Annotated in this window: 23 protein-coding genes; 12 read left to right on the top strand and 11 right to left on the bottom strand. The window is 65.0% G+C overall.

Annotation, left to right across the window (positions count from 1 at the left end):
• Positions 1-140: 140 nt before the first annotated feature.
• Together AAHM44_RS04300 and AAHM44_RS04295 are read left to right on the top strand one after the other, a co-directional pair.
• Entirely contained in the window at positions 141-2,927 is a 2,787-nt protein-coding gene (locus tag AAHM44_RS04300; protein WP_342249159.1) for a TonB-dependent receptor, read from the top strand.
• 68 nt (positions 2,928-2,995) lie between these two features.
• Entirely contained in the window at positions 2,996-4,462 is a 1,467-nt protein-coding gene (locus AAHM44_RS04295; protein ID WP_342249158.1) for a hypothetical protein, read from the top strand.
• Between the two features lie 398 nt (positions 4,463-4,860).
• Here the strand turns inward: AAHM44_RS04295 and AAHM44_RS04290 are convergent, their stop codons facing one another.
• The 4 genes from AAHM44_RS04290 to AAHM44_RS04275 form a co-directional block, all read right to left on the bottom strand.
• Positions 4,861-5,343: a flavodoxin gene (locus tag AAHM44_RS04290; protein WP_342249157.1), complete on the bottom strand. Its 483-nt coding sequence runs from the start codon at positions 5,341-5,343 to the stop codon at positions 4,861-4,863.
• 101 nt (positions 5,344-5,444) lie between these two features.
• On the bottom strand, positions 5,445-6,605 hold the full coding sequence (locus tag AAHM44_RS04285; protein WP_342249156.1) for an aldo/keto reductase: 1,161 nt from the start codon (positions 6,603-6,605) through the stop codon (positions 5,445-5,447).
• Between the two features lie 14 nt (positions 6,606-6,619).
• Positions 6,620-7,477: an aldo/keto reductase gene (locus AAHM44_RS04280; RefSeq protein ID WP_342249155.1), complete on the bottom strand. Its 858-nt coding sequence runs from the start codon at positions 7,475-7,477 to the stop codon at positions 6,620-6,622.
• A gap of 16 nt (positions 7,478-7,493) precedes the next feature.
• Entirely contained in the window at positions 7,494-8,879 is a 1,386-nt protein-coding gene (locus AAHM44_RS04275; protein WP_342249154.1) for an MFS transporter, read from the bottom strand.
• 192 nt (positions 8,880-9,071) lie between these two features.
• On the opposite strand from AAHM44_RS04275, the gene AAHM44_RS04270 reads away from it, so the two are divergent.
• A complete protein-coding gene (locus tag AAHM44_RS04270) occupies positions 9,072-9,965 on the top strand; it encodes a LysR family transcriptional regulator (RefSeq protein ID WP_342249153.1) in 894 nt (297 codons plus the stop codon).
• Here the strand turns inward: AAHM44_RS04270 and AAHM44_RS04265 are convergent.
• The 6 genes from AAHM44_RS04265 to AAHM44_RS04240 all read right to left on the bottom strand — a co-directional run bounded on the left by AAHM44_RS04265 (position 9,953) and on the right by AAHM44_RS04240 (position 16,137).
• On the bottom strand, positions 9,953-10,462 hold the full coding sequence (locus AAHM44_RS04265; protein ID WP_342249152.1) for a (R)-mandelonitrile lyase: 510 nt from the start codon (positions 10,460-10,462) through the stop codon (positions 9,953-9,955). The two genes, AAHM44_RS04270 and AAHM44_RS04265, sit on opposite strands and share 13 nt — an antisense overlap.
• A complete protein-coding gene (locus tag AAHM44_RS04260) occupies positions 10,462-10,890 on the bottom strand; it encodes a carboxymuconolactone decarboxylase family protein (protein ID WP_342249151.1) in 429 nt (142 codons plus the stop codon). Before AAHM44_RS04260 ends, AAHM44_RS04265 begins: the two co-directional genes overlap by 1 nt.
• A gap of 76 nt (positions 10,891-10,966) precedes the next feature.
• Positions 10,967-11,992, bottom strand: a complete 1,026-nt coding sequence (locus tag AAHM44_RS04255) for an alpha/beta hydrolase (protein WP_342249150.1) — start codon at positions 11,990-11,992, stop codon at positions 10,967-10,969.
• A 105-nt stretch (positions 11,993-12,097) separates the two neighbouring features.
• On the bottom strand, positions 12,098-13,174 hold the full coding sequence (locus tag AAHM44_RS04250) for an alpha/beta hydrolase (RefSeq protein ID WP_342249149.1): 1,077 nt from the start codon (positions 13,172-13,174) through the stop codon (positions 12,098-12,100).
• A gap of 374 nt (positions 13,175-13,548) precedes the next feature.
• Positions 13,549-15,027 carry an NADP-dependent succinate-semialdehyde dehydrogenase gene (gabD, locus tag AAHM44_RS04245; RefSeq protein ID WP_342249148.1) on the bottom strand — a complete coding sequence of 493 codons (1,479 nt, stop codon included), beginning with the start codon at positions 15,025-15,027 and terminating at the stop codon, positions 13,549-13,551.
• Between the two features lie 15 nt (positions 15,028-15,042).
• A complete protein-coding gene (locus AAHM44_RS04240) occupies positions 15,043-16,137 on the bottom strand; it encodes a zinc-dependent alcohol dehydrogenase family protein (RefSeq protein ID WP_342249147.1) in 1,095 nt (364 codons plus the stop codon).
• 221 nt (positions 16,138-16,358) lie between these two features.
• Here AAHM44_RS04240 and AAHM44_RS04235 point away from each other — a divergent pair, with 221 nt between their 5' ends.
• From AAHM44_RS04235 to AAHM44_RS04195, 9 genes are all read left to right on the top strand, one after another.
• On the top strand, positions 16,359-16,895 hold the full coding sequence (locus AAHM44_RS04235) for an FUSC family protein (RefSeq protein ID WP_342249146.1): 537 nt from the start codon (positions 16,359-16,361) through the stop codon (positions 16,893-16,895).
• 133 nt (positions 16,896-17,028) lie between these two features.
• The gene (locus AAHM44_RS04230) at positions 17,029-17,469 is read left to right on the top strand and encodes a cupin domain-containing protein (protein ID WP_342249145.1); all 441 of its coding nucleotides are present in this window, start codon (positions 17,029-17,031) and stop codon (positions 17,467-17,469) included.
• Positions 17,466-18,521: an L-dopachrome tautomerase-related protein gene (locus AAHM44_RS04225; RefSeq protein WP_342249144.1), complete on the top strand. Its 1,056-nt coding sequence runs from the start codon at positions 17,466-17,468 to the stop codon at positions 18,519-18,521. The genes AAHM44_RS04230 and AAHM44_RS04225 overlap by 4 nt, the downstream gene beginning before the upstream one ends.
• Positions 18,518-18,733, top strand: coding sequence for a hypothetical protein (locus tag AAHM44_RS04220; RefSeq protein WP_342249143.1), 216 nt, complete (start codon positions 18,518-18,520; stop codon positions 18,731-18,733). The genes AAHM44_RS04225 and AAHM44_RS04220 overlap by 4 nt, the downstream gene beginning before the upstream one ends.
• 16 nt (positions 18,734-18,749) lie before the next feature.
• On the top strand, positions 18,750-20,066 hold the full coding sequence (locus AAHM44_RS04215) for an Nramp family divalent metal transporter (RefSeq protein ID WP_342249142.1): 1,317 nt from the start codon (positions 18,750-18,752) through the stop codon (positions 20,064-20,066).
• A 20-nt stretch (positions 20,067-20,086) separates the two neighbouring features.
• Positions 20,087-20,380 (top strand): LysR family transcriptional regulator, encoded by a 294-nt coding sequence (locus AAHM44_RS04210; RefSeq protein WP_342249141.1) that lies wholly within the window; start codon positions 20,087-20,089, stop codon positions 20,378-20,380.
• A gap of 151 nt (positions 20,381-20,531) precedes the next feature.
• A complete protein-coding gene (locus tag AAHM44_RS04205; RefSeq protein WP_342249140.1) occupies positions 20,532-21,485 on the top strand; it encodes a cyclase family protein in 954 nt (317 codons plus the stop codon).
• A 73-nt stretch (positions 21,486-21,558) separates the two neighbouring features.
• Positions 21,559-22,569, top strand: coding sequence for an aldo/keto reductase (locus tag AAHM44_RS04200; RefSeq protein WP_342249139.1), 1,011 nt, complete (start codon positions 21,559-21,561; stop codon positions 22,567-22,569).
• Positions 22,566-22,979 (top strand): SRPBCC family protein, encoded by a 414-nt coding sequence (locus tag AAHM44_RS04195; protein ID WP_342249138.1) that lies wholly within the window; start codon positions 22,566-22,568, stop codon positions 22,977-22,979. Before AAHM44_RS04200 ends, AAHM44_RS04195 begins: the two co-directional genes overlap by 4 nt.
• Before the next feature lie 74 nt (positions 22,980-23,053).
• Here the strand turns inward: AAHM44_RS04195 and AAHM44_RS04190 are convergent, their stop codons facing one another.
• On the bottom strand, positions 23,054-23,959 hold the full coding sequence (locus AAHM44_RS04190) for a LysR family transcriptional regulator (protein ID WP_342249137.1): 906 nt from the start codon (positions 23,957-23,959) through the stop codon (positions 23,054-23,056).
• Positions 23,960-24,021: the final 62 nt, after the last annotated feature.

The raw sequence follows: 24,021 nt of genomic DNA, 5'->3' as shown, positions 1-24,021 counted from the left end.
CATCTAGCGCCGCTCGAGCGGCGCTGAACCCTCAAGGGCGGACCCGCAACGTCATCGGCATCCGGCCGATGGCGGTGGGAAGATGCGTGTCCGCGCCCGGTACAGAGTTGACAATAAACAAAGGAAAACAGGGGAGTAGCATGACTGGAAGAATGATCGGACTGCTGGCCACCGCTTCGCTCGCGGCCCTGGCCGCCGCCACGCCGGCCTTTGCGCAGGATACGCCGCCGGCCCAGAATTCGGCCGAGCAGGAGCAGGCCAATGACATCGTCGTGACCGGCTTTCGCGCCTCGCTGGGTTCGGCACAGGAGCGCAAGCGCAATTCGGATTCGATCGTCGATGCGATCGTCTCGGAGGATATCGGCAAGCTGCCCGACAACAATGCGGCCGAAGCGCTCGCCCGCGTGACCGGCGTCCAGGTGCTGCGCTACAATGACGAGGCTGGCGACATCCTCGTGCGGGGTCTGCCCAATGTTACCACCACCTATAATGGCCGCGAGCTGTTCAGCGCCGACGACCGCCAGCTTCACTTCCAGGACTTCGCGGCCAGTGTCGCGGCCGGGATGGAAGTCTACAAGTCGGGAACGGCCGATCTGATCGAGCCGGGGCTTGCCGGCCTGATCAACATCCGCTCGCGCCGCCCCTTCGACGTCAAGGACGTGACGATCGCGGGCGAGATCCGCGGCACCTATAACGACCAGTCCAAAGCGGCGGACCCGGCAGGCAATCTGCTGCTGACCAAGCGCTGGAACACCGGGATCGGCGAGATCGGCGCGCTTATCAATGTGAGCTGGGTACGCGGTACCTATCGCAACGCCGACCGGTTCGACGATGGCAATCCGATCACGCCCGCCGGCTATTCGAGAAGCGATCCGGCCGACGACCTGGCCGTCACGACCCCGGGCGTCGGGCAGTTCTATTTCCCGAACATGGTCGGCAATTACTACAGCAAGGGCACGCGGTACCGCCCGTCGGTCAACGGCGCGCTGCAATGGCGTCCGTCCGCCAATCTCGAACTCTATGCGGAGGGCTTGTGGAGTGCCTATCGCGGTATCGAGACGATCGACTTCTTCGGGGTGGATCTCGGCCGGGTCGGGCTGGGTGGCTCGGCGGGCACGCTCAGCAACGTCGTGCTCGTGCCTGGCCAGAACGGGAAAGCGGCCAGCCTGACCAAGACCGGCGGCTTCTCGCCGACCTTCAACCGCTCGGCACAGAACGACCGGCTCGACACCTATCAGGGTGCCACGGGGTTCAAATGGACCACCGGCCGCGCCACGCTCTCCGGCGACTTCGCCTATACCAAGAGCAAATATGAAGCCTCGGAGTACCGGGTGGACGGCTATTTCTCGAGCGTGCCGACCGTGAACGTCGATTTCGACGTGAAGGGCTCGGGTGTGTTCGACCTCGGCAATTTCGACGCCAACAACCCCGCCAACTATCTCTGGAACGGCTATTACCAGCGCCATTTCGTGGCGCAGGGCGACGGTTATCAGGGACGGCTTGACCTCGAGCTCGAGACCGACAGCAGCTGGCTTCCCAAGCTGCAGTTCGGCTTCCGCGCGACGACCCGTACCTCGCGGATCAACAATGGCGATCGCTACGCCTCGACCACGTCGCTCGCCATTCCGCTCGCCAGCCTCCCGACCGGGCAGCTGGAAGTGGTGACCGATGGCTGGCGGAACGATCCGCAGCGCTTCCAGAACTGGCTCGAGCCGAGCCGGGCGGCGATCCGCGACAAGGGCGATGCCATGCGGCTCGCCGCGCTCGCAGCCCTGCAGCAGCTGTCCGCGGCCAATCCGTCCGACCAGGGCCTCAGGAACAACATCGCCCAGTTCGGAACCGACTATATCCAGGACAATCCGTCGGCCGATTATCATGCCAGCGAGCAGACCTATGCGGCCTATGCTCAGGCCAAGTACAATTTCGACCTGGGCGGCATGCGGATCGATGGCCTGTTCGGCGTGCGCGTCGTGAACGAGGACGGCAAGTCGAACGGCATGTCGCGGGTGGTCGGCCTGACTGGCGCGGTCAGCTATGTCCCGCGCTCGGCCGGCCAGAATTATGTCGACGTCCTGCCGTCCTTCCAGTCGAAGATCCACTTCACCGACCAGCTCCAGCTGCGGCTTGCCTATACCAAGACCCGGACCCGGCCGGGCTTTGGCGACCTGAACCCATCGCTCAACATCACCACCGCGACCGCATCGGGCTCGTCCAAATATAATGGCTATGCCAGCAGCGGGAATCCCGAGCTGAAGCCGCTCACCTCGCAGAATTTCGACGCGTCGCTCGAATATTATTTCAAGAAGAACGGCTTCGTTTCGGTAGCCGCATTCTCCCATGATCTCTGGGGCTTCATCAACACCTACACCCAGGACGCGATCGATCCTGTCTACGGCCTGATCCAGCTGAGCCGGCCCGAAAATGCCGGCAAGGGGAAGATCCGGGGCGTCGAGGCCTCGGCCCAGAGCTTCTTCGACTTCCTGCCGGGCTGGCTGTCGGGCTTCGGCGCCCAGGCCAATGTGACCTATCTCGACGGCACCAACGCGCTGCCGGCGACGCCGGGCGGCAAGGCGCCGGATGTCCCCATCACCAATGTGTCCCGGTGGTCGTACAATCTGAGCGGCTTCTATGAGAAGGGAAGGCTCTCGGCGCGCGTCTCCTATAATTGGCGGTCGCACTTTGTGACGGCCTATTATCTGAACTCGGACAGCCAGCGTTATGCGGGCGAGATGACCCGGCCGATCTCGCGCCTCGATGCATCGATTTCCTATGAGGCGATGAAGGGGATCACCGTGGTCGCCAATGCCAGCAACCTCCTGGCCCAGTCCTTCAACAACTATCGCTACTATAACGAAACGCAGTATTTCCCCCGCGATCTCAGGCTCGAGGGCCGCTATTTCACCCTTGGGGTCCGCTTCAAGATGTGACGTCTCGCGCACCCGCCGGCTCTGCCGGCGGGTGCTTCGCCATGCTTGAACCATGCCGGAGACCCTAGATGCGCAAGACCCCTGTTCATGCCCTGGCGCCGCTGGCGCTCCTTGCCTCCAGCCTGACGGCCGCTTGTGGCGGGAGTGCCGCCAGTGCCGTGGCGGGCCCGGTTGCCACCGCGCCGACACCAACGCCGTCCCCTGCAGCGAGCCCGACGCCGACGCCCAGTCCGGCTGCTACGGCCGCCCCTTTGTTCTTCGGCCTGGAGGCACAGGGGATCGGCGATCCGAACCCCTATTTCGAGAATGGCCGCTACTACGTCTTCTATCTCCAGAACGAAGGCCGCCATCCCTGGCGGATGTCGTCCTCGAGCGACCTGACCAGCTGGTCGCCGCCGGCCGATGCGGTGCCGGTCGGGCAGGCGGGCGAGCCCGATTACTGGACCGGTAGCGGCAGCATCGTCGCGAACCCGGCAGGCAGCTACCGTATCTTCTATACCGGCCATCTCCCGGGCGGTACGCCGCAGGAGACCGTCATGGTGTCGCGCGCGGACGCGCTGGCGGACCCCTGGAGTAAGCTCGCGGCGCCGCGTTTCTCCGGGCCGCCCGATTATGAGCAATGGGATTTCCGCGATCCCTTCGTCTTCTGGAACGATGAGGCCAGGGCCTGGTGGTTGCTGATCACGACCCGGAAGAACGGGCAGGCGGCGATCGGGCGCTACACTTCGAGCGATCTCGATCACTGGACCGCGGCACCACCGCTCTACACCGAGACCTCGCCGCTCAACCTCGAAGTGCCCGACTTCTTCCGCGAGGGAAGCGACTGGTTCCTCCTCTTCTCCGACCAGCGCGACGCCGCACGCCAGACTCGCTATCTCAAGGCTGCCTCCTCGTCCGGTCCCTTCGCCTATGGGCCGTTCGACGCGCTCGACGGGCGCGGCTTCTATGCGGGCAAGACCGCCGGCACGGGCGCGGACCGGCTGCTGTTCGGCTGGGTCGCGAGCCGCCGCGACCGGCGTGACGACACCGAGCTCGTCTGGGGCGGGGATCTGGTGGCGCATGCCATCCGGCGGACCGATAGCGGCGCCTTGGCAGTCGATATCGCTGCGCCCCTGGCCCAGCAGTTCGTCACGACCACCAGACGGCTGTCGCCGGGCGCGCCGGTGGCGGACCCCGTCGTCCAGGGGAGCCGGATCATGGTCGACCTGAGCGTTCGCCCCGGCGACAAGTTCGGGTTCCGCTTCACGCGAAATGGCGCGGCCGACGCGGTGGCCGAGATCGATAGCGCATCGCAGCAGGCGAGCTTCGTCATTGGCGGGCGGAGCGGGGACGCGCCGCGCGTGGCTATCCCTTCGAGTGCCGATGGGCGCTATCATCTCGAGCTGCTGCTCGATCCTCGGCAGGGCTTCGGCATCCTCTACATCAACCATTTCCGGGCGCTGAGCTTCCGCTATTATGGTCTGAGCGGCACCGTGCCGACCGCCTATGCAGAAGGAGGATTGATCACCCTGGATGGAGAGGTTCGCACCAAATGACGGCGTCTCCTCGCGGACCTAGTTGGCTCTCCGCTAGCGGGGTGCGCGGAGCGCAGCGAGGGGTAATGCCACCGCGCTGAAGGTGGCTCAGCTGCGGAATGACTGATATTGGTCGGGGGCCTCGTTTCTCCTGATCTGAACGCGCGGCGGCCATGCGCCCCAATCTCGGTCATTCCAAACCCGTCAAGTCGATCTCGAAAGCTTACATTCGTTCATCCAGCGGGAGGATGGCTGAGTTTGGGGCGGTTCTGTCATTCCCAGTTCGGCTAATGAACGACGGGTTTCGGCCGGGCTCGCCATTCACGCGACGCTCGTTCTTCAGTCCGCCAGCAGTCGCGTAAATGACCGCGACCCAAGCTCCCATTTCTCACCGTCGCCTACGTAGATCTCTGTCATCTCTACTGTCCTATTTGGCCAAGCCAGGCCTTGATTTGATTGAGTGTGCGGCGTTCCTGATCCGCCTCCATCACGAAGGGAGGTTCGATGCGCGCGGCCGGCGCATGCTCGGCCAGGGTTTTGAGCGCAGAGCCGACGCCATAGCCGCCATGGGTAATGAATGGCCGCAATAGCTTCGTTTTCAGGTCATGCGCTTTCAGAAAGGAGATGATGGGCGGTGGCGCCGCTTCGCCCCAGATGGGAAAGCCCAGATAGATTGCATCATAGGCGGCAATGTCCGCGACCCGCTCGGCAAGGGGCGGCGCATAGCCGGAAGCGCGTTCGCGCGTTGCCTGGGCGACATGCTCCTCATAGTCTGCGGGGTAAGGACGCGCGGGACGGATCTCGAACAGGTCCGCGGAAAGAGCGCGATGCAGCGTCTCGCCTATGACCCGGGTGTTCCCGGATCGTGTGAGATAGGCAACCAGGGTCCGAGTATTCGACATGGAGGCCCTCCCTCCTTCCTGGGCGCAGGCAGCAGTGCTGGCGAAGGCCAGCACCGCAGGGGCGCCTATAATCATGCGCCGCGAAAGCGCGAGACCGGTGCTCACGATGCCCTTGGCGGTGCTTCGACACCGGACAGTGCCTGGACGGCAGGCGGCAGACGCTCGCCCTTGACGGTGATCGCCGAGACGGCAGCGGTCAGTTCCGCTGCCTCCGCGGGCGTGAACCGGACTGCGGACGCTCCGGCGTTTTCCATCATGTGGGCCATTTGGGTCGTGCCGGGAATGGGGACGATCCACGGCCGCTGGATCAACAGCCACCCCAGCGCGATCTGCGCCAGCGTCGCCTGCTTTCGCTCGGCCCAGCTTCGCAGCAAGGTCACCAGGGCGAGGTTCGCGCCGATATTCTCCCTGGCGAAACGGGTTTCATACTTGCGGATGTCGCCATCGGCATAGGCCGTCTGGCCGTCGATCGCGCCCGCCAGGAAGCCCACGCCGAGCGGGCTCCAGGGGACGAAGCCGATGCCGAGTTCCTCGCAAAGCGGCAGAACTTCCGCTTCCGGCCCGCGCCAGAGCATCGAATATTCGCTCTGAACCGCAGTTAGCGGCAGCGCGGCATGCGCGCGGCGCAGGGTATTCAGCCCCATCTCGCTCAGGCCCCAATGCAGCACCTTGCCCTCGGCCATCAGGTCCTTGACCGCCCCGGCGACGTCTTCGATCGGCACCGCGGGGTCGACACGATGCTGGTACAGCAGGTCGATCCGGTCCGTCCGCAGCCGCTTGAGCGAACCTTCGACGGCCAGCTTGATATGCTCGGGCCGGCTGTTCAGGCCGGGACGGCGTTCGCCGGTTTCGAGATCGATATTCCATCCGAACTTCGACGCGATGACGATGCTGTTTCGGAACGACTGCGTCGCTTCGCCCAGAATGCGTTCGTCTTCGTGCGGCCCATAGGCTTCGGCCGTGTCGAACAGCGTGACGCCGTGATCATGGGCACCGCTGATGATGCGGTGCATCTCGGCCCGGTTGGGGATGGTCGTCTGGTAGGTCCGGTGCATGTTCTGGACACCGAGGCCGACGGCGGAAACCTCGAGCGAGCCCAGCTTGCGGCGCGCGCCGACCTGGATCGCCTTCGCCGGCGACGTGGCGGTGGCGCTGGTCGCTCCACGTGCAGGCGCTCCGAGCGCGGCGAGGGCGACGCCTGTACCGGCCGCGCCCAGCAGGTCTCGTCGGCTGACCTGTGCTGATGCGATTTCGTCTGACATAGGTGCGCCTCCGATCAAAGCTTGCGGGTGCCGAGCCATTTCACCATCGCCGGATCGCGATGGTCGAAGAAGCTGCTGGCCTTCTGGTCGAGCGTGGCGATCGCGGCGACGTCGTCGTCATCGAGGGCAAAGTCGAAGATCGCGAAATTCTCCGCCATGCGCTCCTTGCGGACCGACTTGGGGATCGCGACGATGCCGCGCTGGTTCAGCCAGCGCAGGACGACCTGAGCGATGCTCTTGCCGTGCTTCCGTCCGATGGACGCGAGCAATGCATTGCTGAACAGCCCGTTCTTCCCTTCGGCAAAAGGTCCCCAGGCCTCCGCCTGAACCTTGTATTCCTCGAGCAGGGCCTGGGCGTCGTCCTGCTGGTGGAAGGGGTGGATCTCGATCTGGTTAATGGCAGGCGCAATGTCATTGTGCAGCACGAAATCGAGCAGCCGGTCGGGATAGAAATTGCTCACGCCGATGGCCCGGATACGACCTGCGCGATGGAGTTCCTGCATGGCCCGCCAGGCGCCGTACACGTCACCATAGGGCTGATGGATCAGCCAGAGGTCGAGATAGTCGAGCTGCAGCTTGTTCAGTGAGCGCTCGAAGGCAGCCTTCGCGCCTTCATAGCTGGCGTCTTCGATCCACAGCTTGGTCGTGACGAACAGTTCGCTGCGGTCGATGCCGTGGTTGCGAATGGCATGCCCGACGGCTTCTTCGTTGCCATAGGAGGTGGCCGTATCGAGGAGGCGGTAGCCAACATCGATGGCGTCACGAACACTGCGTTCGCATTCTGCCGGGTCGGGAACCTGGAAGACGCCAAAGCCGAGGCTCGGCATTTCCACGCCGTTGTTCAGCGTGACGTGGGGAACGGTCTCGGTCATGGGAGATGCCTCTCGTTCAAGCAGCGCGAATAGCGCCATTGGGTTCAGGTTTCAGAGCATTGTCGGCGACCACGATCATGGTCAGCACCACCAGCAAGGCGAGCGCCAGCATCAGGGTGCCGGTTTCGAAAGCAGCGCGGATACGCGCGACGGCAAAGGGCTGACCGTGAAGTCCCGCGCTCGCAATCCCGGCGACCGCGACAAGGACGCTCAGGCCAACCGAACTGCCGATCTGATGCGCGACGTTGACGGCTCCCGACGCAGCGCCGGCATTCGCATGCGCTACTCCGGCGACGCCGGCGGAGGTCAGCGGGCTCAGGGTCAGCCCCTGGCTCACGCCGATCAGCAGCATCGGCAGCGCGACCGCGGTGAGGTAGGGCGAGCCGGCGTTTGCAAAGCTGAGCCACGCCATGCCCACTATGCCGATGACGATACCGACCACCATCAGGCGGTTGGCGCTGAAGGTCTTGACCAGCCGGGGCACGGCGATGGCGAACGGCACATGGAGGATGGTCGCCGGGATAAAGGCAAGGCCGCTCTGCGCCGGGCCATAGCCCTTCACATTCTGCAGATAGAGGGTCGTGAAGAAGAAGAACCCGACCATCGCGCCAAGATAGAGCACCCGCGCAGCATAGGCGCCCGAGCGCACTCGGCTCGAGAACAGGTCAAGCGGCAGGATCGGTTGGGCAGCACGGCGCTCAATCATCACGAACAGGGCGATCAGCACGATCGCTCCGGCAATGGACGCGGTCGTGACCGGGGCACTCCAACCGCTCTGCGCGGACCGGATGAAGCCGAAGACAAGGCCACCGATGCCCAGCGTCGAAGTCAACGCTCCGAGCAGGTCGAAGCGACCCGTATGCCTCGGCGTTTCCTCGATATAGCGATAGGCCGCGAGGATCAGCCCGATGCCGACCGGCAGGTTGACGTAGAACCCTGCGCGCCAGGACACCCATTCGGCGAGAACACCGCCAAGAACCAGCCCGACCGTGGCCGAGGCACCTGCCGCTGCCGCATAGTAGGAGACCGCGCGGGTGCGTTCATGGCCCTCGGCGAAATTGGTCTGCAATAGTGCGAGTGTCGAAGGCGCCAGCACGGCGGCGCCGAAGCCCTGGATCGCACGCCATGTCAGCATCCATGTGGCGGAGGGCGATGCGCCGATCGCCAGCGAGGCCAGCGTGAAGATGGCAAGGCCCGTGACGAACATTCGCCGTCGCCCGAGAATGTCTCCGGCGCGCGCGCCCAGCAGCATGAAGCCCCCGAACGTCAGCGTATAGGCGCTCTGGACCCATGCGAGATTGGCCTCGCTGAACCCGAGTTGTTCGTGGATCCTGGGAAGGCCGGTAAGCACGACCGAGATGTCGAGGACGATCATCACGTAGCTCACCAGGATGATCGCCAATATGGCGCCCTTGTGCGGTTCGCTGTGGACGTGAAAGTGTTGGCTCATCGCGAGGTCTATCCGAAGCTCTCGTCAGGCTGCCGGGCGATCGGGCACAGGCGGCGCGTGGAAATTGTTGGATTGGATATAGCCCGGGCGCCGGAATGCGATTAGGCGCCATAATCGGCATGTCGCCATAAGGTGGTCTAATCAATGGCAGGCGAAAACTATAACGAACTCGCCGCGTTCGTGATGGTGGCGCGCGAACGCAGCTTCACGCGTGCCGCAGCGCAGCTGGGTGTTTCGCAATCGGCACTGAGCCAGACGATCCGGGGGCTTGAGGAGCGACTGGGCCTGCGGTTGCTCACCCGCACGACCCGCAGCGTTTCACCGACCGAGGCGGGACACCGTCTGTTCGACACCGTAGCGCCACGCTTTGAAGAGATCGTGCAAGAGCTCGCCTCGCTCAGCCAGCTGCGGGACAAGCCCTCGGGTACGATCCGCATCAACGCCGGAGAGCACCCCGCAGTGTCGGTGCTGCAGCCGGCACTCCGCAAGCTGCTGCCCGACAATCCCGACATCAGCGTCGAAATCGTCGTCGACTATGGCCTGACCGATATCGTCGCCCAAGGGTTCGATGCCGGCGTGCGCCTGGGTGACCAGGTGGCCAAGGATATGATCGCGGTGCGCATCGGCCCCGACCTGCGCATGGCCGTCGTCGGGTCGCCCGACTATTTCGCTCGCTATCCCGTGCCGCGTTCGCCGCAGGACCTGACCGGGCACAACTGCATCGGTATCCGGCTCCCGACATACGGCGGGATCTTCCCATGGGATCTCGATAAGGACGGCCATGAGGTCAATGTCCGGATCGAGGGGCAGCTGGTGTTCAACAATATCAGCCTGCGGCTCAATTCGGCCCTGGATGGCCTTGGCCTTGCCTATCTCCCGGAGGATCAGGTGCTGCCGTTCATCGAACGCGGCCAGCTGATCCGCGTGATGGAAGACTGGTGCGGACCTTTTCCCGGTTACCACCTCTATTACCCCAGTCGCCGCCACACATCGCCGGCGTTCGCCCTGTTTGTCGAGACCCTGCGCTATCGTGGCTGATTGCGGACCGCTTCTGCGTACTGGGCATCGCTGACAAGCGCATCCCAAGCGACGGACTGGCCGCCGCGGCTCTCCGCCAACGCGACATGGGTCATCGCTTCGTCCGGCGCGGCGCCGTGCCAGTGCTTGATGCCAGGGCCGATCCAGACGACGTCTCCCGGCCCGAACCGCTCGGCGGGCTGGCCCCATTGCTGCACATATCCGTGACCGCGCGTAACAACGAGGGTCTGGCCGAGCGGATGCGTGTGCCATGCGGTACGCGCGCCGGGCGCGAATGTGACGGTCGCGCCGCCGATACGCGCCGGTGTTTCCCGTTGGAATCGGCCCTCCACCTCTGCGGCTCCGGTGAAATTGGCAGATGCGCCGACCGATTTCTCAGTGGAGCCTTCCCGAATTACCGAAACGCCGGGCTCCTTGGCGTTGTCCGCACCCGCAGTGGCAGGAATGCTCAGGCAGGCCGCTCCGATAGCCAGGGCCGCTTTATTGACACCGCGCATCACTCGGCCTCGCCCTTGGGATGGAAGACCTCGCGGGCGACGCCCACGGCGCTGATCGCATTGGGCCAGCCCGAATAGAAGGCAAGCTGGGTTATGGCCTCCACGATCTCGGTCTCGGTCACCCCGTTGGTACGCGCGAGTTGCATGTGCGATCGCAACTGCTCGGGGCGATTGAGCGCGATCAGCGCGGCGACGGTGATGAGACTGCGGTCACGCTTGGCCAGACCCGGCCTTTCCCACACGTCACCGAACAAGACTTCGTCGGTCAGTTGGGCCAGCTTGGGGTCTATGTCGCCCATCAGCTGCTGTGCTCGCGACGGCTGGCTGGCGGGAGCAGGACTAGATGTTTGAGTCTGTGCCAGAGCCGGCATCGCCGAGCCGAACATAGTGCCTGATATGAGGATCAGGCTGCGTGTGATCATCTTCATAGCGAAAATCCCATGCTTCGTGAGAATGCGACGACGCCGAGGGCCGGAACGCCGGGTGCCCGGCTTGCCTCGCTCTTCAGCTACCTAGTGTGCGCGTGAAGAATGGTACCAGCTTGCCGAGGGCGGCCTCGACATATTCGGGCACCCAATAGGTCTCGATGTGCCGCGCCCCGGGGATCTTGAAGAATTCCTTGTCCCTGGTGCCTGTTGCCTTGGGGAAGGCATCCTCGGTCATGTAGAGCGTGTCAGCCGCGCTGCCCGCGATCATCAGAAGCGGTACGTCGATCAGCGCGATCTCGTCCGTCGCGTCCCAGCGCATAAGGTCCATCAGGCTGCTGGTGGTGTATTTGAAGGTCGAGCCCGGGTGCGCGTTGGTGCGCCAGTAATAATGGTAACCCTGACGATAAAGATCGAACGGCAGCGCCGCGATCTGGGCATCGGTAAGGTCAGCATCGCCCGAGTAGAGCACCAGACCGCCTTTCGCTTCCTGGGCGCGCGCAGCGGATGCCTGTTTGAGGCGCTCCTGGATCGTCGCAATCTGCGTATCCTGGAAGCCATTGCGGCGCACGCGACCCGAGTTGAACATGCTCAGCGTCGCGACCGCCTTGAAGCGCTTGTCCGTCTTGGCTGCGGCCAGCGAGTACCCGCCGCCGCCGCAGATGCCGTAGAGCCCGAGGCGAGCGGTATCGACGCCCGGAAATCCGGAGATGAAGTCTGCCGCGCCGTGGATGTCCTCGGTGCGGTAGGCCGGCTTGTCGACGCTGCGCGGTGCGCCGCCGCTGCCGCCCTGATACGTAGCGTCCATGGTGATCGCGATGAAGCCGCGCTCTGCGAGATGCTGCGCATAGAGACCGGCGGTCTGCTCCTTCACTCCGCCGTTGGGATGCGCGACCACGATTGCCGCATACGACCGGGCCGGGTCGTATCCCGCCGGGGTGTAGACGTTCGCAACGATGTCGATCCCGTGCAGCTTGTAGCTGGACGGATGGATATTGACCTTGCCCGGCTCGTTTTTCGTGAGCGCACCGTCATAGACCAGCGTGAAGGGGTTATCGTGATAGTCCAGCGGTGTTGCCGTTGGCTCTGTGGCCGCCTGGCTCATGGAGGGTGCTCCTATCAATGCGGTTGCGAGGACCAGCGCGGAGGTTTCGAGGAACTCGCGCCTGCTGCGATGGGAAAGAGGTTCGGACATTTCCGGTATTCCTGCTCAGTCGAGGTTCTTCTCGGCGAGAAAGCGCGAGACCTGGTCGGCGACCGCCTGGTTGTTCAGGTCGGACATCAGGAAGTGCGTGTTTCCGCGGATGCCGATCTCGGGGAGATGGACCAGTCGGGCATCGCCCCCATGCCGGTTGACGGCAGCGACCCAAAGCTTGGCCATGGCGAGGCGCACGCGCCAATTGTCCTTGCCACGCTCGGCAGTAGGCTCTGTCGGAATGTTGTCGCCATAGTAGATGATGATCGGGATCCGGGTAAGCCTGGCGAACTCGCTCGCCGGGATTTCGACAGCCTTCAGCGTCCCTGCGGCGCTCGGCATGTCTGCCGGCGCTTCGCCCTCCGGGAACACGAAGCCGCTGCCAGGCTCGAAGGCGACAACAGCCTTTACGTTGGGACTGTGGATCGCCGTCAGCCATCCGGGTTCGCCGCCCTGCGAATGCGTGAACAGGATCGCGGGGCCCGTCCTTTCCAGCAGCGCACTCATCGCGGAGGAAATGACGTTGGCATCATAGGGGCCGGTGTTCGGCGTTACCGCACGGAAGAACTGATCCAGCGCCTGGGGATCGCGATCGAACTGGACGCCATCGAAGAAATTCGGCCAGGTGCCCAAGCGGAATTGGTCGAAGAACAGCTGATCGTTGGGCACGGGCTCGATGGTCGCGGCAATGGTGCTGTTGCCCGCGCGGCCGCGTCGGGGTTGGTCGACAATATAGGTCGTGAAGTGTCGGCGCAGGAACAGGGTCTGGAAGCCCTCACGCCCATCCGGTGTCGTTTCCCAGCTGCGCCCCGACTGGTAGGCGCCGTGAAGCATTATGATCGGCAAGCGTCGCGGCTTCTCCGGGACCTGATAGAAGGCGTAGAGATGGTCGCCGTGGAAACTCTGGCCCCGGGCGGTCGGCGCGTTGTTTACGTAGGTGCCGGGCGCCTTCTGAACGGTCCCGCCGGCCGCAAAACTCCCTTGCTCGGCAATGATGAGGGGGTCTGCCTTGCTCTCGGCGTCATGGGCAGGCGAACCCATCAGCGCCGCGGTCACCGCGAAAGTGGCTAGTAAAGACCTGAATAGCGCCATGGCCGTCCTCCTGCTTCCAGGCGGAGATTAGCGCGGTGGCGTCTTAGCGATTAGACAGCTAAATGTGCATGTCGCGATAAGCTGGTCTAATCAAACTAAGCTGATACGGGGTAGCGCTGCTTAAAGCGGCCGTCCGTTTGAGAGCCACGAATGGCATGAGTTGGTCGTTTCCCGCCGTTCGAGGATATCTCGCGCTAACGGCAGCTATCGCGTGGTGGCAGTCCAAAAGCGGACTGGCGGCTAGCGGCCCATAAGCTGTCGTGGCACGGGGGCGCGGGGAGCACGAAATTCACTCGCCGCCGTGGCCACGCCAATCGAAGTACGCGAACTGGCATGGCGGCATCCCGCGGAGCCGCCATACCAACGAGAAGGGATCAGCCGTCGATGCCGCCGAGGCAAAGATACTTGATCTCGAGATAGTCCTCGATCCCGTATTTGGACCCTTCACGGCCGAGACCCGAGGCCTTCATGCCGCCGAACGGCGCGACCTCGGTCGAGATCAGCCCTTCGTTGATGCCGACGATACCGTATTCGAGGCCCTCGGCGACCCGCAGGATGCGCCCGATATCCCGGGCGTAGAAATAGGAGGCGAGACCGAACTCGGTATCGTTGGCCATCTCGATCGCTTCCGCTTCCGTTTTGAACCGGAACAAAGGGGCGACCGGCGCGAACGTCTCCTCGCGGAAAATCTTCGCGTCACGAGGCACGTCGGCGAGGATCGTGGGTGCGAAGAAGGTCCCGCCGCGCGCCAGGCGCGCGCCGCCGATCATCACGCTCGCGCCGTGGGCGACGGCGTCGGCGACATGGTCTTCCGCCTTCTCGACCGCCGCCTCGTCGATCAGCGGACCGATGACGACCCCATCCTCGAAGCCGTCACCGACCTTCATCTTCTCGACCGCCGCTTTCAGCTTGGCGGCGAACGCGTCATAGACGCTGTCCTGCACGAGGAGCCGGTTCGCGCAGACGCAGGTCTGGCCGGCATTGCGATATTTGGACGCTAGCGCCCCTTGGACGGCCGCGTCGAGATCGGCGTCGTCGAACACGATGAACGGCGCGTTGCCACCCAGCTCCATGCTCGTCTTCTTAATCGTCGGTGCGCACTGGGCGAGCAGGGTCGCACCGACTTCGGTCGAACCGGTGAAGCTCAGCTTGCGCACGTCCGGGCTCGAGGTGAGCTCGCCGCCGATCGCGCTGCCCGGGCCGGTGATGACGTTGCACACGCCGGCGGGAAGGCCGGCGCGTTCCGCCAGGACGCCGATCGCGATGGCAGAGAAGGGGGTCTGGCTCGCCGGGCGCAGGATGCCGGTACAGCCCGCGGCCCAGCCGGGACCGGCCTTGCGGGTGATCATCGCCGCCGGGAAATTCCACGGCGTGATCGCGGCGAAAACCCCGATCGGTTCCTTCTGCACGATGATGCGGCGGCCCGGCAGATGCTCCGGGATGGTGTCGCCATAGACGCGTTTGCCCTCTTCGGCGAACCATTCGATGAAGCTCGCGGCATAGGCGATCTCGCTCCGGCTCTCGGCGATCGGCTTGCCTTGCTCGGCGGTCATGATCCGGGCGAGATCCTCCTGGTTCTCGATCATCAGCTCGAACAGCCGGCGCAGCTTGACCGCGCGCGCCTTCGCCGTCAGCGCGCGCCATGCCGGCTGCGCTTTCTTCGCTGCCGCAATCGCGCGCTTCGTCTCCTCGGCGCCGAGCGAGGGAACATGCCCCAGGACCGCGCCGGTCGACGGATTGGTGACGGCGATGCTGCGTCCGTCACCGACCTCGATCCATTCGCCGTCGATATAATTGGCCTCGCGGAACAGCGCGGGGTCCTTGAGTGTCGAAATGAAAGCCTGATCGGCCATGATCTTGTCCTTGCTTTAGAATTCGACGACCTGGCGAACGGCGCTGCCGTCCTCCAGCCGGTCAAAGGCTTCGTTGATGTCCTCGAGCTTGAGCCGGGCGCTGAGCAGCTTGTTCACGGGCAGGCGGCCGTCGCGGTAGAGCTCGATGAAGCGCGGGATGTCGCGCACCGGTACGCAGGTGCCGATATAGCTGCCCTTGAGCGAGCGCTCCTCGCCGACCAGCTGGACGACATTGACGGGAAGCGTCGCGTCGGGCGGCGGCAGGCCGGCGGTCACCGTGGTGCCGCCGCGGCGGGTCATCTTGACGGCATTGTCGAGCGCCCGGACGGCACCGGCGAATTCGAACGCATAGTCCGCCCCGCCATTGGTAAGCGCGCGTACCTGCTCGACGGCATCAGGATCGCGTGCGTTGACGACATGGGTCGCACCGACTTCGCCGGCCAGCGCCAGCTTCTCGGGGCTGAGATCGACCGCGATGATGCGGCTCGCGCCGGCCGCATGTGCACCCATCACCGCGGCGAGGCCCACGCCGCCCAGACCGATGATCACCGCGGTCGCGCCGGTATGGAGACGCGCGGTGTTGACGACCGCGCCGACGCCGGTCAGCACCGCGCAGCCGAACAGGGCCGCTTCGACGAACGGCAGCTCCTTGTCGATCTTCACCAGCGAATTGCGCGAGACGACCGCGTGGTCGGCAAAGGCCGACACGCCGAGATGGTGATGGACGTCATGGCCATGGTCGTGGAGACGGATGGCGCCACCCATCAGCGTGCCGGCACCATTGGCGGCAGCGCCCGGCTCGCAAAGGGCAGGGCGGCCTTCGGCACAGGGAATGCAGTGCCCGCAGCTGGGCATGAAGACCATGACGACATGGTCGCCGACCTCGAGATCGGACACGCCAGCGCCAAGCTGCTCGACGACGCCGGCCGCTTCGTGCCCCAGCGCCATCGGCATCGGCCGGGGCCGGTTGCCATTGATGACCGAAAGATCCGAATGGCACAGGCCCGCAGCGCCGATCCGGACCAGCACCTCACCCGGGCCAGGCGGCGCCAGGTCGAGCGTCTCGATCGTGATCGGTTTGCTCTGCGCATAGGGCCGGGGAAGGTTCATCTCCCGCAGGACGGCCGCTCTTATTTGCATCGTCGGAACTCCTTTCGAGCTTTGGGCAACGGTTCTTGCCGGCGGATATGCGGCCATCCAGGCTCGGCCCGATAGGCATTGCCTGCGCCCAGGTCTTTGGAAGCCAATTCGCAAACGGATTCGCGCGGGCCTGCCTATCTGGGGCGATCCGATCCTGTCGCCCCTTAGCCAAGAGCGCTGCCACCGTGAAAATGCCCGATATCCCATCCGTGCGCCGCCCGCTGGACCTTGACCGCCTGCGCAGGCTGGGCGCGACATCGGCGCCGCTCTGCGCCGTCCGCAGCGCCCTGTCGGCGTCGATCGCCTACAGCCTCGCGCTTCTCCTCGGCTTGCAGCAGCCGCTCTGGGCGCCGGTCTCGGCCCTGATCACCGCACGCGACAGCTGGGGCGACACCTTCGCGGAATGCCGCAGCCGAATACTCGGAACCGTGGTCGGCACGCTGCTCGCGATCCTCGGCAGCATCGTCCTCAGGCCCTTCGCGCTCTCCCCGGTGGTAAACCTTGCGCTCGTCACGGGCGCGACGGCCGCGATCGTCTCGTTTCGGCCGGAATGGCGGGTGGGACTGTGGACCGCCTCGATCACCCTGCTGAGCCAGGCCCCCGATACCGGCATCTGGGGTACGGGCCTTGCACGCTTCTGCGAGGTCGCGCTGGGCGCGATCGTGGCCACCCTTGTCTCGGCCGCGGAGTTCCAGCTGGTGCGGCGCTGGATAGCGGGCCGCCGCTAGGTTGAACGGCTATCTGTTCCTTCGCTTCTCAAATCCTGATAACGGACAGCCAATACCCAGGCGTTCGCCGCCCCCGTAAATCTCCTGTCCAACGCCGGTTCGTCCGGCCTCCAGACCGACAGGAGATACCCCGATGAGCGAGCAACCCGGGCGCAAGAAGCTCGTGGAGGCGGCGCCGCACGCAGCCTTCGACCTCGACGCCATCGTCAAGACCTTCCCCGAGACTGCCGACACGCTGCTCGTCGACCAGCGCCTGACCGACGAGGACGAGGCGAGCGCGCGCGTCTTTCGCGTCTACAAGCCGACGCCCGCCCATTATCACGCCACCTGCGACGAATATCTGATCGTGCTGTCCGGCCGCGCGACCTTCTTCATGGGCGACCGCGAGCCGTTCGAGGTCGGGCCGGGCGAGATGCTCTTCTTCAAGAAGTTCACCGTCCACGGCATGCCCGAGATCCTCGAGCATCCCCTGTTCATGGTTTCGGTCGACACGCCGCGCCGCGACCCGAGCGACATCATCTTCGTCAATCCCGAGGATGGCACACCCGCGAGCTTCGTGCAGGCCCGCCAATGACCGGCGAACTCGAAACGCTCGCGCTGTTCGGGACCGAACGCCCCGGCAATCCGACGGTATTGCGCGATGGCCGGGTGCTGGTGTCGATGTCGGCGATCATCCAGCCCGACTATGCCGTCCGGGCGATCGGGCCCGACGGCGTCCATGTCACCTATCCCAATCCGGCCTGGGCGGGAAAGCCGCAGGCTGACGGCCAGGGGCTGGCGGGAGTCATCGGCATCCGCGCCGACGCAGACGATATCGTCTGGATCCTCGATTTGGGCGATGGCGGGCACCAGCCCAAGCTCGTCGCCTGGGATGACCGGGCAAAGGCACTGCACCGTGTCATCGTCCTGCCGCAGAATGTCCTGCGTCCGAGCTCCTTCGCCCAGGACTTCGTGATCGATGCACGCCGGCAGCGCATCTATATCGCCGACATGACCCTCAACGAGGAAGGGTTCAGCGACTATCCGGCGATCATCGTGGTCGACCTCAAGACGGGGCTGGCGCGGCGCGTGCTCGAAAATCACGAGGCGCTGCGCCCGAGCGGCGAGCCGGTGATCATCGACGGCAGGCCGCTCGCCCGGCCGCTCGGCGATGGCGAGAGCGCGGTCTATGGCTATGGGTTCAATCCCATCGCGATCGATCCGCTCGGGCGCTGGGTCTATACCGGAGCGCTGTCCGGGCGTGCGGTGCATCGCATCGACGCCGCGCTGCTGGCACACGAATGCGACGACGCCGTCCTCGCGCCTGCACTGAAATACTGGTGCGCCAAGCCGCATTGCGATGGCTTCGATGTCGATGCCGCCGGCAATGTCTATGTCACCGATATCGAGAATTACGCGATCGGCAAGGCCTCGCCCGAGGGCTATACGGTCCTCGCCCAGGATCGCGACAGGCTCGGCTGGCCGGACGGGGTCGAGCTCGATGCGGAGGGCCGCTGGCTCTACATTACCGCCAACCAGCTGCACCGCCTGCCGGTGCTCAATGGCGGCGTCGATGACAGCAAGCCGCCCTACCACGTTCTGCGCCTGCGGGTCGACGCTCCGATGTCGGTGCGCGAAGCGTCATGACCGGCCATCGTCCGTCTTATGACCTTCGCACCGAGCACTGGGGGTTGCCGTTCCTCCTCCAGGGAACGGCAGTCGCTTTGCTCGGGCTCGGTAGCATGACAGGCGGGCTGGCGGCGCGTGGACTGGCGCTTGGCGCGCTGGTCGCCTTCCTCGCCGGATCCATTGCGGCCCGCAAGGCTCGGCCCAGCCTGTTCGCCTGCCTGTCCCGCTAACTCGAAAGCGCGTCCCATGACCACGACCGCGCTCGGGGGCCAGTGCCGGCCCCCGGTTCGGACCGCCGATACGGGCGGCGATGTTCCCGCCGGGAATCGGCTCCGCCGGCCCTGGTCCCTGCTCATGGGGCCGGGCCTCCTTGTCGCGGTCGGATATATGGACCCGGGTAACTGGGCGACGGATATCGAGGCAGGAGCGCGTCTGGGCTATGGATTGCTGTTCGTCGTCCTTCTCGCCGGCGGCGCGGCGATGCTCCTGCAGTCGCTGGCCATGCGACTGGGTGTCGCTTCTGGCCGGGACCTCGCACAGCTTTCCCGCGACCATTTTGGCCCCCGCCTCGGCGCCACCTTCGGTGTTCTCGCCATCGCAGCCATCGTGGCGACCAATGTCGCCGAGGTTCTGGGTGCAGCGCTCGGCTTCAAGCTCCTTTTCGGGTTCCCCCTGGCGATCGGCGTCGCGCTGACCGCCCTTGCGGCCTTCCTCATCCTCAATCTGAAGGGGAGGGGCATGACCGGCATCTCGGCGATCGTGATCATGCTTGTGGCCGTAATCACGATCTGCCTGGTGCTCGAACTGGTCCTTGCGCGACCCGATCCGGCATCGGTCGCGAGGGGCCTCCTTCCGTCGCGCGATCTGCTTGCCGATCCCTTCGCTGCCTATCTCGCCATCGGCATCCTGGGTGCGACGGTCATGCCGCATAACCTGTACCTGCATTCGACGCTCGTTGCCGGCACGCCGGCGTCGCGGCGCCAGCGAATCCGGAGCGGCACGCTCGACACGATCGTGTCGCTCGGGTTGGCAACCTTCCTCAATTTGGCGATCCTGGCTGTTGCCGCCTCGATCTTCCACGCCCGCGGAGAGGTCGGTGCGGGCATCGAGGAAGCCCACCGGCTCCTCACACCGCTCGCCGGCTCAGGGATAGCGGGCGGTCTGTTCGCGGTCGCGCTTCTCGCCGCGGGTCATAGTTCGACCCTCACGGGCGCGATGGCGGGGCAGGCGATCTTCGATGGCTTCTTCCGCCACAACCCGCCTGCCTGGCAGCAATGGCTGTTCACACGCGTGCTGGCGATCCTGCTCGCCCTGACAGGGGTCCTCCTGCTCGGCGATGGCTCGGCCAGCACCCTGCTCGTCCTGTCGCAGGTGATATTGTCGTTTCAACTACCCTTCGCGGTCTTTCCCCTGATCCGCTTCGCGGCGTCGGAGCGCTATATGGGGCGCCACGCGATCACTGCGCCCACGCGCCTCGCTGCTTGGGCGGTGTTCGCGATCATCTGCCTCGCCAATCTGTATCTCGTCGCGTCGGCCGTGGCTGGCGCTACCGGCCTGCGCTGATCTTCAGGGAAGGACGCGCCATGCCGGGTCGCGGCGTCAATCGATACGCAGAGCTGAAGGTCTTCACCACGGTGGTCGAGCAAGGCGGCTTCTCGGAGGCGGCCAAGGCGCTGGGCCTGTCGCCCTCCGCCATCAGCCGCTCCATTGCCCGTCTTGAAGCGCGCCTGGGGGTGCCCCTTTTCGTCAGGACGACGCGGCGCAACGAGCTCACGGTCGAGAGCGAATATTTCTATCGCCGGGTCGTGCGCATCCTCGGTGAGATCGATGCCGTCGAGCGCAGGATCGCAAGCGGCGATCTGTCCGGGCAGGGCTGAGTTTTCCGGCACCGAGCGGTTTCGGCCCGGGAGGCCCGGGCTGTGAAATCGGTTCGCAAAAGCTGGGAGCAGCGAGCGAATTATCGCGCACCGTCCCCCGCTCTATCTCCACCCTACTGAACGACATTCTTTCTCTTTGTGGAGATATCCCATGCGTTTTCGCGACTTTGGAACCCTGCTGGCGATCGGACTCGCTACCGCGTCGATCCCCGCCCGGGCACAGGAAGTGCCGCCTCAGGAGGTGCCGCCGTCGCCCTACGGCCCCAAGGACGAGATCGGGGCGGCCAATCTCATCACGCCTGACTCCGTGCTCAAGGCGACCAGGCTGGTCAAGACCGGCAAGACCTATCCGCTGGGTGTGCCGATCGACAAGAATCTCCCGGCCTTCCGTCACCGCAGCTTCCATCTGACCAACGTGCAGCCGAACGAGGCAGGCGGCTCGAGCCTCGGCGTCAACAAGTTCACCTTCAACGACGAACTCGTGGTCGGCTGGACGGGCGTGGGCACCCAGCTCAACGGTATCGGCCATATCGGCATCGACAATGTCTATTATAACGGCAACCGCGCGCAGGACTTCGTCAGCGTCGAAGGCGTGAAAAAGCTCGGCATCGAGAAGGTGCCGCCGATGGTCGCCCGCGGCGTGGTTCTCGACATGACCGCGCTCTATGGCGGTCCGGTGGTTCCCGAGAAGACCGAGTTCAGCGTCGCCGACATCGAGAAGGTCCTCAAGATGGAGGGCATCGCCATCCAGAAGGGCGATGTCGTGCTCTTCAACACCGGTTGGCTCGAGCTGATCGGCAAGGACAATGAGAAGTTCCTTGGCGTCGAGCCCGGCATCGGCATGGAAGCGGCCCAGTGGCTCGCGGACAAGGGCATCATCGCCTTTGGCGGCGACACCTGGGCCTCGGAGATCTATCCCGCGAAGGACGGGCGGGAGTTCCCGGTCAACCAGTTCATGCTGGCCAAGCGCGGCATCTACAATCTCGAGCTGATCGATAGCCGTGCGCTCGTTCGGGACAAGGCGTTCGAGTTCCTCTTCGTCCTTGGCCAGCCGCTCTATGTCGGCTCGACCCAGGTCAACATCAATCCGGTCGCGATCCGCTGACCGGATGGCGGCCGGGCCGTTGCCCCCCGAAGGTCCGGCCGCCGCTCCCCCATAATTGCAAGGTTCTCCCACAATGACGATCAACATTCCCGGCCGCATGGGTTTTGGCGGCGCACCGCTCGGCAACATGTTCCGCGCGATTCCCGATGACGAGGCGCGGGCGACCGTTGCCGACGCATGGGACGCCGGCATCCGCTATTTCGATACCGCGCCGATGTACGGCGCCGGCCTTTCCGAGCTGCGCCTCGGCGAGGCGCTCCAGGCCTATCCCCGCGAGGATTTCCTGCTCAGCACCAAGGTCGGCCGCCTCGTGCTCGACGAACTGGAGGAGGGCGCGCACGACTTTGGCGAGAAGGGCGGCCTGTTCGAATTCGGCCGGCCCAATCGCATCGTCTATGACTATTCGCGCGACGGCGCCCTGCGTGCCATCGAGGACAGCCTTGGCCGCCTGCGCACCGACCGTCTGGACTATGTCTGGATCCACGATCCCGCGAAGGACTTTCACGGCGAGGCCTGGCGCGACGTGCTCACGACCGCGCTCGAAGGGGCAGCGGTCGCCCTCGGCGAACTGCGCGACCAGGGCGTCATCAAAGGCTGGGGCCTCGGCGTCAACCGCGTCGAGCCTTGCGAGATCGCGCTGGAGCGCAGCGACCCCGATGGCTTCCTGCTGGCGGGACGCTATTCGCTCCTCGACCATGAAGACGCGCTGAAGCGGCTGATGCCGGCAGCGCTGGATCGCGGCGTCGGCATCATCGTCGGCGGGCCGTTCAATTCAGGCATCCTCGCCGGGGGCGAGCATTACGAATATCAAAAGGCGACGCCGGAAGTGCAGGCCCGGGTCGATCGGCTGAAAGCGCTCGCCTGGCACCACGCGGTCGATCTGCGCGCGGCAGCGCTCCAGTTCAGCCTGGCACATCCGGCCGTGTCGGCAGTCATTCCCGGCGCCAGCCGCCCGGGACGCGCCGCCAGCAACTTGCACCTTGCAGCTATGCCGATCCCGGGAAGTTTCTGGGCCGCGCTGCGCGCGGAGGGCCTGGTATCGGCCGATGCGCCGCTGCCGGCAAAGGTGGAGGAAGTACTGTGACCAGCGCATCGGCGAGCATCGAAATCAATGCCCCCGCGGACCGGGTCTGGGCCGTGGTCGGCGGATTTGACGGCCTTCCCGAGTGGCTCGACCTCATCCGGACAAGCCGGCTGGAAGATGGCGGACGCGTTCGCAGGCTGGAGGCGATCAACGGCGCCGTCATCGTCGAGCGCCTCCTGAATTTCGACGAGGAAGCGCGCTATTTCCGCTATCGGCACCTGGAGGCACCGGATCCGGTGACCGGCTATGTTGGCGAGATGGCGGTGGAGCCGGTCTCCGCGACCCGCAGCAAGGTGCGCTGGTCGGGCAGCTTCACCCCGGTCGGGATCGGCGAGGCCGAGGCGATCGCCCATTTCGAGGGCATCTATGTGACCGGCCTTGAAGGTCTGAAGCGGCGCATCGAAAAATAGGAGACGCCGCCGCACGTGCGGGGGCAACAACCTGATATCGTGACCGGCTGCCCTCCGCTCAGGCGGTCAGCCGGTCATTCGCCGCGCATGAAGCTCTGCAGGCGTGGCACCATGAAATCGAGGAACAGCCGGATGCGCTGGGGCATGCGCTGGCCGCCGAGATAGAGCGCGTGCACCTCTTCCTCGTCGCCATGCCCTGCCTCGGCCAGGACCTCGACGAGCAGTCCCTGGGCGATATCCTCGCGCACATGGAAATCGCCCAGCCGCGCGAGGCCCATGCCGGCGAGCGCCAGCCGGCGAACCGTCTCCCCGTTATTGGCGAGAAGGTTGCCGCCGACCATGCGATCGACGATCCGCCCCGCCTCCCGAAGCGGCCAGACCGGCGCTGCGCGCCGGAAATTGAAGCCCAGGCAATTATGATGGTCGAGATCCTCGATCGCTTCCGGAACGCCGTGCTCCGCGAGATAGGCGGGCGAGGCGACGATCTTCCGGCTCGCGACCCCGATCTTGCGAGCGAGCAGGCTGCTGTCGGTGAGCGCCCCGACCCGGAAGGCGATATCGGTGCGGTCGAGATAGAGATCGACAATCTCGTCGGAGAGCGACAGGTCGACCACGACATTGGGATAGGCGCGCCAGAAATCGGGCAAATGGGGCTCGATTCCGAGCACGCCGAAGGCCACCGACGCATTGACGCGTATCGTGCCGCCAGCCCCGCCGGCACCCCGGCTCACTTCGCGTTCGATGTCGTCGAGATCGGCAAGCAGCGCGCCGCTGCGCTCATAGAAGAGCCGGCCCTCATCGGTGAGCGACAGCCGGCGGGTCGACCGCTCGACGAGCCGAACGCCCAGCCGGTCCTCCATGCGGCCGATCAGCTTGCTCACCGTCGACGGCGTCATCAGCAATTGCCGCGCGGCTTCGGAGAAGCTGCCCGCTTCCACGACCCTGACGAAAACCAGCATCTCGCCTGCGCGATTGTCCATGACACCCCTAACTGCGATGGGCCTATCCGTGATTGGCCCATCTGTGAATTGGCCTCCAAGAT

Origin of the sequence: Sphingomonas sp. OTU376, from assembly GCF_038440415.1 — a bacterium.
GTDB classification, from domain to species: domain Bacteria; phylum Pseudomonadota; class Alphaproteobacteria; order Sphingomonadales; family Sphingomonadaceae; genus Sphingomonas; species Sphingomonas kyeonggiensis_A.
This window is presented reverse-complemented; position numbering and strand designations above follow the sequence as displayed.

Excerpts from the sequence above, each read along its gene's own strand:
- AAHM44_RS04300 (WP_342249159.1), top strand. The coding sequence starts at position 141 with ATGACTGGAAGAATGATCGGACTGCTGGCCACCGCTTCGCTCGCGGCC.
- AAHM44_RS04295 (WP_342249158.1), top strand. The coding sequence starts at position 2,996 with ATGCGCAAGACCCCTGTTCATGCCCTGGCGCCGCTGGCGCTCCTTGCC.
- AAHM44_RS04290 (WP_342249157.1), bottom strand. The coding sequence starts at position 5,343 with ATGTCGAATACTCGGACCCTGGTTGCCTATCTCACACGATCCGGGAAC.
- AAHM44_RS04285 (WP_342249156.1), bottom strand. The coding sequence starts at position 6,605 with ATGTCAGACGAAATCGCATCAGCACAGGTCAGCCGACGAGACCTGCTG.
- AAHM44_RS04280 (WP_342249155.1), bottom strand. The coding sequence starts at position 7,477 with ATGACCGAGACCGTTCCCCACGTCACGCTGAACAACGGCGTGGAAATG.
- AAHM44_RS04270 (WP_342249153.1), top strand. The coding sequence starts at position 9,072 with ATGGCAGGCGAAAACTATAACGAACTCGCCGCGTTCGTGATGGTGGCG.
- AAHM44_RS04265 (WP_342249152.1), bottom strand. The coding sequence starts at position 10,462 with ATGCGCGGTGTCAATAAAGCGGCCCTGGCTATCGGAGCGGCCTGCCTG.
- AAHM44_RS04260 (WP_342249151.1), bottom strand. The coding sequence starts at position 10,890 with ATGAAGATGATCACACGCAGCCTGATCCTCATATCAGGCACTATGTTC.
- AAHM44_RS04255 (WP_342249150.1), bottom strand. The coding sequence starts at position 11,992 with ATGAGCCAGGCGGCCACAGAGCCAACGGCAACACCGCTGGACTATCAC.
- AAHM44_RS04250 (WP_342249149.1), bottom strand. The coding sequence starts at position 13,174 with ATGGCGCTATTCAGGTCTTTACTAGCCACTTTCGCGGTGACCGCGGCG.
- gabD (WP_342249148.1), bottom strand. The coding sequence starts at position 15,027 with ATGGCCGATCAGGCTTTCATTTCGACACTCAAGGACCCCGCGCTGTTC.
- AAHM44_RS04240 (WP_342249147.1), bottom strand. The coding sequence starts at position 16,137 with ATGAACCTTCCCCGGCCCTATGCGCAGAGCAAACCGATCACGATCGAG.
- AAHM44_RS04235 (WP_342249146.1), top strand. The coding sequence starts at position 16,359 with ATGCCCGATATCCCATCCGTGCGCCGCCCGCTGGACCTTGACCGCCTG.
- AAHM44_RS04230 (WP_342249145.1), top strand. The coding sequence starts at position 17,029 with ATGAGCGAGCAACCCGGGCGCAAGAAGCTCGTGGAGGCGGCGCCGCAC.
- AAHM44_RS04225 (WP_342249144.1), top strand. The coding sequence starts at position 17,466 with ATGACCGGCGAACTCGAAACGCTCGCGCTGTTCGGGACCGAACGCCCC.
- AAHM44_RS04220 (WP_342249143.1), top strand. The coding sequence starts at position 18,518 with ATGACCGGCCATCGTCCGTCTTATGACCTTCGCACCGAGCACTGGGGG.
- AAHM44_RS04215 (WP_342249142.1), top strand. The coding sequence starts at position 18,750 with ATGACCACGACCGCGCTCGGGGGCCAGTGCCGGCCCCCGGTTCGGACC.
- AAHM44_RS04210 (WP_342249141.1), top strand. The coding sequence starts at position 20,087 with ATGCCGGGTCGCGGCGTCAATCGATACGCAGAGCTGAAGGTCTTCACC.
- AAHM44_RS04205 (WP_342249140.1), top strand. The coding sequence starts at position 20,532 with ATGCGTTTTCGCGACTTTGGAACCCTGCTGGCGATCGGACTCGCTACC.
- AAHM44_RS04200 (WP_342249139.1), top strand. The coding sequence starts at position 21,559 with ATGACGATCAACATTCCCGGCCGCATGGGTTTTGGCGGCGCACCGCTC.
- AAHM44_RS04190 (WP_342249137.1), bottom strand. The coding sequence starts at position 23,959 with ATGGACAATCGCGCAGGCGAGATGCTGGTTTTCGTCAGGGTCGTGGAA.